This is a genomic window from uncultured Idiomarina sp. (genome assembly GCF_964010655.1).
Lineage (GTDB): Bacteria > Pseudomonadota > Gammaproteobacteria > Enterobacterales > Alteromonadaceae > Idiomarina > Idiomarina baltica.
The window spans coordinates 1-5,489 of record NZ_CAXGLS010000070.1 but is presented as its reverse complement, the minus strand read 5'-3'; the positions used below and the strand labels follow the sequence as shown (position 1 = coordinate 5,489).

Genomic DNA, 5,489 nt, shown 5'->3' with positions numbered 1-5,489 from the left:
GATTGCCATCTTTTGACAATACCATGGCCATTTTGTCGCCTTTTGGAGAAAAAACAGGGCTCCCGTTGATACCAGGGAACGAGGTGACTTTCTCGCGTCGCGTGGTGTAGATATCTTGCACAAAGATTTCTGGTCGTTTGTTCTCGAAGCTTACGTACGCCAGCTTATTACCGTCTGGTGACCACGAAGGTGACATGAGCGGCTCAGGGCTACGCAGTAATACTTTCTCGTTCGCACCATCATAGTCGGCGACTAAGAGTTTATAGGGATATTGGTCGTCTTGATTCACGGTGACGTAGGCAATCCGTGTCATGAAGGCGCCTTTCTCACCCGTCAGCGCTTCATATACTACGTCTGAAATACGATGCGAGTACTGGCGGAACTGATTGCCATCAATCACGGAACTGCGGGCATCGAGGATATGGTCATTGCTTTGCACTAACTGACCATTTTTAAGCATTTGCGCGTTACCGCCGGTGATTTGACCTCGCAGTACGTCAACGAGCTGGAACTTCACCATGTATCGGTCGACCGAATAGGGTTCAACGGTCCCCATCAGCACCGCTTCGACGCCCATTTTCGCCCAGGCTGCGTAATCGAGATCTTCATCACTTGCCGGATATTGCGGCATCGCAGACTGTGGGATCGGGTTAAATTTACCGCTGCGGGTTAAGTCCGCCGCAATTACCTCTGTAAGGTTGCCAGGCGCTTCGCCTTCGCCCAACCATTTAAAGGGCACAACGCCAATCGGGCGCGCACTGTCGATACCTTCGGTAATGACAATTTCTAACACCCCGGCTCGAGCGGTCGACGTGACTGCCATAACTAAGATACATATATTTAATAACAGCTTTTTCATGGTTCACCTTACGTTTATAACTGCGGTTTAACCGTTAGTTTAATGGTACTCATTTGTTGGTAGACTTCGGGATCCTCTGATACCGGTAACGTGGTCGCTTTTAGTACCGCATTTTCGGCTGAGCGACAAACGGCGGGATCGCCCGCACCGGTGGTGACGGATTTAACAAAGCCACTGGGCGCCAAACTAATGGTCAGCTCGCACGACTTGCCCGACATCGAATCGTCTACGTTCCAATTGCGCTGGATGGTCTGTTGGATCAGCGCTTGGTATTTTTCTAGCTCGCTCAATACTTGGCGGCGACGAGCCGCTGAACGACGTTGACGCTCTTCTTCCATTTCTTTTTGCAACTGAGCTTCACGTTCTGCTGCCAAACGACGCTGACGCTCTTCTTCTTCGCGCCGCTTACGTTCTTCCTCGGCTTTACGCGCCGCCTCTTCTGCTGCCGCCTTTTTGCGTGCGGCTTCTTCTGCCTCACGTTCCGCTTGCGCGCGACGCTCTGCGGCTTGCTTAGCGGCTTGTTCTTCTTTGCGACGTTGCTCCGCCAATTGCTCCGCTTCTTTCTTGGCTTGTTGCGCACGCTTACGCGCCTCAGCCGCTTGTTGCTCTTCTTGCTTTTGCTGTTCAGCAATTTGCTCTAAGCGCTGTTGCTCACGTTCGCGCGCTTTGCGTGCTTCTGCTGCTTTACGCTCCAGTTCTTGGATGCGCTGTTGTTCGGCGCGCTGCTCAGCGGCCTTCTGATCCTTAATCCGCTGCACCTGACGTTCGACCGCTGCCTTATCGACCGAAACGGCATTCACAATTTCCTCGGGTTTGGGGTTCATCTCGCTCTGCTCGAGATTCACTTCCATTGGCGTTGGTGTGGGCGAGGAAAACTCAAAGCTCACCAGCAATACCACCGCTATCGCGACGTGAATGCCTATTGAGTAGATTAACGGTAACTTAAAACTCTCTGCTGATTTTGCCACAACTATTTATCCGCTGAATCTGTCATAAGCCCAACTGAGGGTACGCCAGCGCGTTGCAGCAGTACCATCAATTGCACAATTTGATTGTAAGACACCGCCCCATCGCCGTTCACCATCACCGGTGTTTCGGGCTCTACCTGTAAATGCGCAGCGACCAAGGTGGCGACTTCATCTGCGCTGATCGGCACATCCGGATCGGTGCCTTGATTCAAGTAGTAATTGCCTTCGGCATCGACCGAAGCGACCAACGGTGGGTTCGTATCTTTCGCTAATGGTTCGGCGGTTGCTTTAGGTAATTCAACCTTAACCCCTTGGGTAATCAGTGGTGCCGTCACCATAAAAATGATCAGCAACACCAACATCACGTCGATGTAGGGCACCACGTTGATTTCTGCGACCGGCTTGCGGCGCTTACGTGGCATCACCATCATAGTGCGTCACCTTTTACAGTTTTACCGTTAGACAAGCTCTGGCGTTGTAAAATTGCGACAAACTCATCGATAAAATTCATGTACTGATTATCGACTTTCTCAACACGGCTGGTAAACCGGTTATAGGCAATTACCGCTGGGATGGCAGCAAATAGACCCATCGCCGTTGCGATAAGCGCTTCGGCGATACCCGGCGCAACCATCGCGAGCGTCGCTTGTTTGACGGCACCGAGTGCGATAAACGCGTTCATAATACCCCATACGGTACCGAACAAGCCGATATACGGACTGATAGAGCCAATCGTTGCGAGGATACCGAGGTTAGCGTCGAGTTTTTCCAACTCACGGGCGTGGGCAACGCGCATGGCACGGAAAGCGCCTTCGACGCGTGTTTGTGAGTCGGCATTGTCGTGATTACTGAGCCGCGCGAATTCTTTAAAACCGGCATGAAACAGCAGCTCCATGCCACGACTGTTCTTCGCACGAGCAGAAATTTCTTGATACAAGCGGGCGAGGTCGACACCTGACCAAAAGCGATCTTCAAATTTGAGCGCATCGCTGTGTGCTTGCCCGATGACTTTCTTGCGCTGAAAAATCAGTACCCAGCCCCATACGGACATTGCTAACAGCATCAGCATGACCAATTTAACTAATAGACTGGCCTGCAAAAACAAATCAATAAAGGACAATTCTGCTTCCACGCTAACTCACCTCTGCTTTTATCGCTTGTAAGATACTATCGGGTATTGCGACAGCTTTCATTGCGTCTTTGTCGACACATGCGGCTTTCACTCGCGCCTGACAATGTAACGTGCCATCGGCGCCCACGACTTGCTGAGTAAACACCAACGATGCTTTCTTGACCTGTTCGACCACGACCGTGACCGTCAGTTCAGCATTAAAACGCGCTGCTGCTTGCAAGTCGAGATCGACATGCCGCACTACGAAGGCTCTATTGTGATCTAACCAGCTATCCTGTTCAATCCCTAACGACCTTAACCATTCTGTCCTTGCTCGCTCAATAAACTTGAGATAGTTGGCATAATAAACGATACCACCTGCATCGGTATCTTCGTAGTAAACCCGTATAGGCCAACTAAAATGGTTCTTTTGCATAAAAATTCCTTGAGAAATAACCGTTTCCTCCCAATACTCTGTAAAAGTATGAAAAAGTAGCGCTGATTAATTTATCAACAGACTTTTATTTATGACAAATTTGAAACATTAAAAAATCAAATTATTGTTTTGTATACAATTTTTTGTTTTGTTGCTTTTTTGTTGTGCTAATTTCGAACAATCTACAATTCTTTCATATTAGTTTTTCTAATCTGACGTTGTAATTTTTCTAGCTTGATGAGAACGCATTCAAGCGTATAATACCTACTAAATCGAGTTGAAGAGATTGGTTGTCACTTCTTCTTAGATTGTGACTTACTTTTTTTGATTACTTAAAGTAGGTTCCCTGGATTTTTAACTTCCTTCTTGTTGTTCTGTTTGCCCGTTCCGTTTGGTTCGGGCTTTTTTTTACTCAAAATTTACCCTTTACGATGTTATCGTTACGACTCACTGTCAGGCTTAAGCCCAAAATGCTGATAGGCACGCGGTGTTGCAATACGTCCGCGCGGTGTGCGCTGTAAGAATCCCTGCTGAATAAGATAGGGTTCCAGTACATCCTCGATGGTGTCCTTCTCTTCGCCTATCGCTGCAGCCAGGTTATCCAGCCCCACCGGTCCGCCTAGAAACTTTTCCATAATCGCCAACAACAGCTTTCTATCCATGTAATCAAAGCCCGCTTGGTCGACATCCACCATGGTCAGTGCGGCACTGGCAACATCTTGGTTGACCTTACCGTCGGCTTTGACTTCGGCGTAGTCACGTACCCGGCGTAACAAGCGGTTAGCAATACGAGGCGTGCCGCGTGAGCGACGGGCGATTTCTTGTGCGCCGCCGACATCCATATTGACGTTCATATAGTGCGCTGAGCGCTTGATGATTTCGGTGAGCTCTTCAACTTGGTAGAACTCCAAGCGCTGCACAATGCCAAAGCGGTCGCGTAGCGGCGAGGTGAGCGCACCGGCTCGAGTCGTCGCACCGATGAGTGTGAATGGCGGCAAATCAAGCTTAATAGAGCGAGCGGCGGGACCTTCGCCAATCATAATATCGAGCTGATAGTCTTCCATGGCCGGATAAAGGATCTCTTCGACCACCGGACTGAGTCGATGGATCTCATCGATAAACAACACATCATGGGCGTCGAGATTGGTCAGCAACGCGGCGAGATCACCTGCTTTCTCGAGCACCGGTCCCGAGGTGGTTTTGATGTTCACATCCAGCTCGTTCGCAACAATATTGGCTAAGGTCGTTTTACCCAAACCAGGCGGTCCAAAAATCAACAAATGGTCCAGCGCCTCTTCGCGCTTGCGCGCCGCCTCGATAAAAATTTCCATTTGTTCGACGACGTGCTTTTGGCCCGTGTAATCGGCGAGCTTTTTCGGCCGAATGGCACGGTCAATGGCTTCATCATCGCCTTGCACATCGGCTTCTATAATGCGGTGACTGGGGATGTGATCTGCTTCAATCATAACCTGTTCCAAAGGGCCTTTGGCCTATTAAGATAACTGTTTCAACGCACTACGAATAAGCGTTTCGCTGCTTTCGCCAGACTGATACACGGCTTTAAGTGCTTTTTCTGCGTGTGCCGGCTTGTAACCGAGCGCCAGCAAAGCACTGAGCGCATCAGCACGGGCATCTGCCGGATGTACAATGGTATCGCCACTGATATTATCGAGCGGTGCGGCATCGGTCGCTGGCGTGCTAGAGCCTTGCCAATCTTTTAAGCGATCACGCATTTCAATAACGAGGCGCTCGGCTGTCTTTTTGCCCACGCCGGGCAGTTTGACCAAACGACTGACATCATTCTGATTCACCGCCCAGACAAACTCGTCGGCGTTCATACCAGATAATATCGCTAGCGCCAATTTGGGCCCGACGCCCTGAGTCTTTATTAAGAGTCTAAATAAACTCCGTTCGGCAAGCGAATTAAAGCCATACAGCAATTGAGCATCTTCGCGTACTACAAAATGAGTTACCAAAGTAACGGGCTCGCCCGTGGCGGGTAATTGATAAAAACACGTCATTGGCAACTGGATCTCATAGCCGACCCCTTGCACATCCACTAACACCTCGGGAGGTTGCTTGCTGACTAATGTGCCACGAATCTGTCCGATCACA

The 5,489-nt window shown here is 49.8% G+C and carries 6 protein-coding genes and 1 pseudogene; all 7 read right to left on the bottom strand.

Annotated features, from left to right (window positions below; translation table 11 throughout):
• A pseudogene (locus ABNS04_RS11905) lies at nucleotides 1–859 on the bottom strand (Tol-Pal system protein TolB); the annotation flags it as partial.
• A gap of 14 nt (nucleotides 860–873) precedes the next feature.
• Nucleotides 874–1,827 (bottom strand): cell envelope integrity protein TolA, encoded by a 954-nt coding sequence (tolA, locus tag ABNS04_RS11900; protein ID WP_286682055.1) that lies wholly within the window; start codon nucleotides 1,825–1,827, stop codon nucleotides 874–876.
• A gap of 2 nt (nucleotides 1,828–1,829) precedes the next feature.
• Nucleotides 1,830–2,252 carry a protein TolR gene (gene tolR / locus ABNS04_RS11895; protein ID WP_272977253.1) on the bottom strand — a complete coding sequence of 141 codons (423 nt, stop codon included), beginning with the start codon at nucleotides 2,250–2,252 and terminating at the stop codon, nucleotides 1,830–1,832.
• A gap of 2 nt (nucleotides 2,253–2,254) precedes the next feature.
• A complete protein-coding gene (gene tolQ / locus ABNS04_RS11890; RefSeq protein WP_272977250.1) occupies nucleotides 2,255–2,959 on the bottom strand; it encodes a protein TolQ in 705 nt (234 codons plus the stop codon).
• Nucleotide 2,960: 1 nt separating this feature from the next.
• Nucleotides 2,961–3,374, bottom strand: a complete 414-nt coding sequence (gene ybgC, locus ABNS04_RS11885) for a tol-pal system-associated acyl-CoA thioesterase (protein WP_272977251.1) — start codon at nucleotides 3,372–3,374, stop codon at nucleotides 2,961–2,963.
• A 440-nt stretch (nucleotides 3,375–3,814) separates the two neighbouring features.
• The gene (ruvB, locus tag ABNS04_RS11880) at nucleotides 3,815–4,840 is read right to left on the bottom strand and encodes a Holliday junction branch migration DNA helicase RuvB (RefSeq protein ID WP_286682052.1); all 1,026 of its coding nucleotides are present in this window, start codon (nucleotides 4,838–4,840) and stop codon (nucleotides 3,815–3,817) included.
• Nucleotides 4,841–4,867: 27 nt separating this feature from the next.
• Entirely contained in the window at nucleotides 4,868–5,488 is a 621-nt protein-coding gene (gene ruvA, locus ABNS04_RS11875; RefSeq protein ID WP_272977561.1) for a Holliday junction branch migration protein RuvA, read from the bottom strand.
• Nucleotide 5,489: the final 1 nt, after the last annotated feature.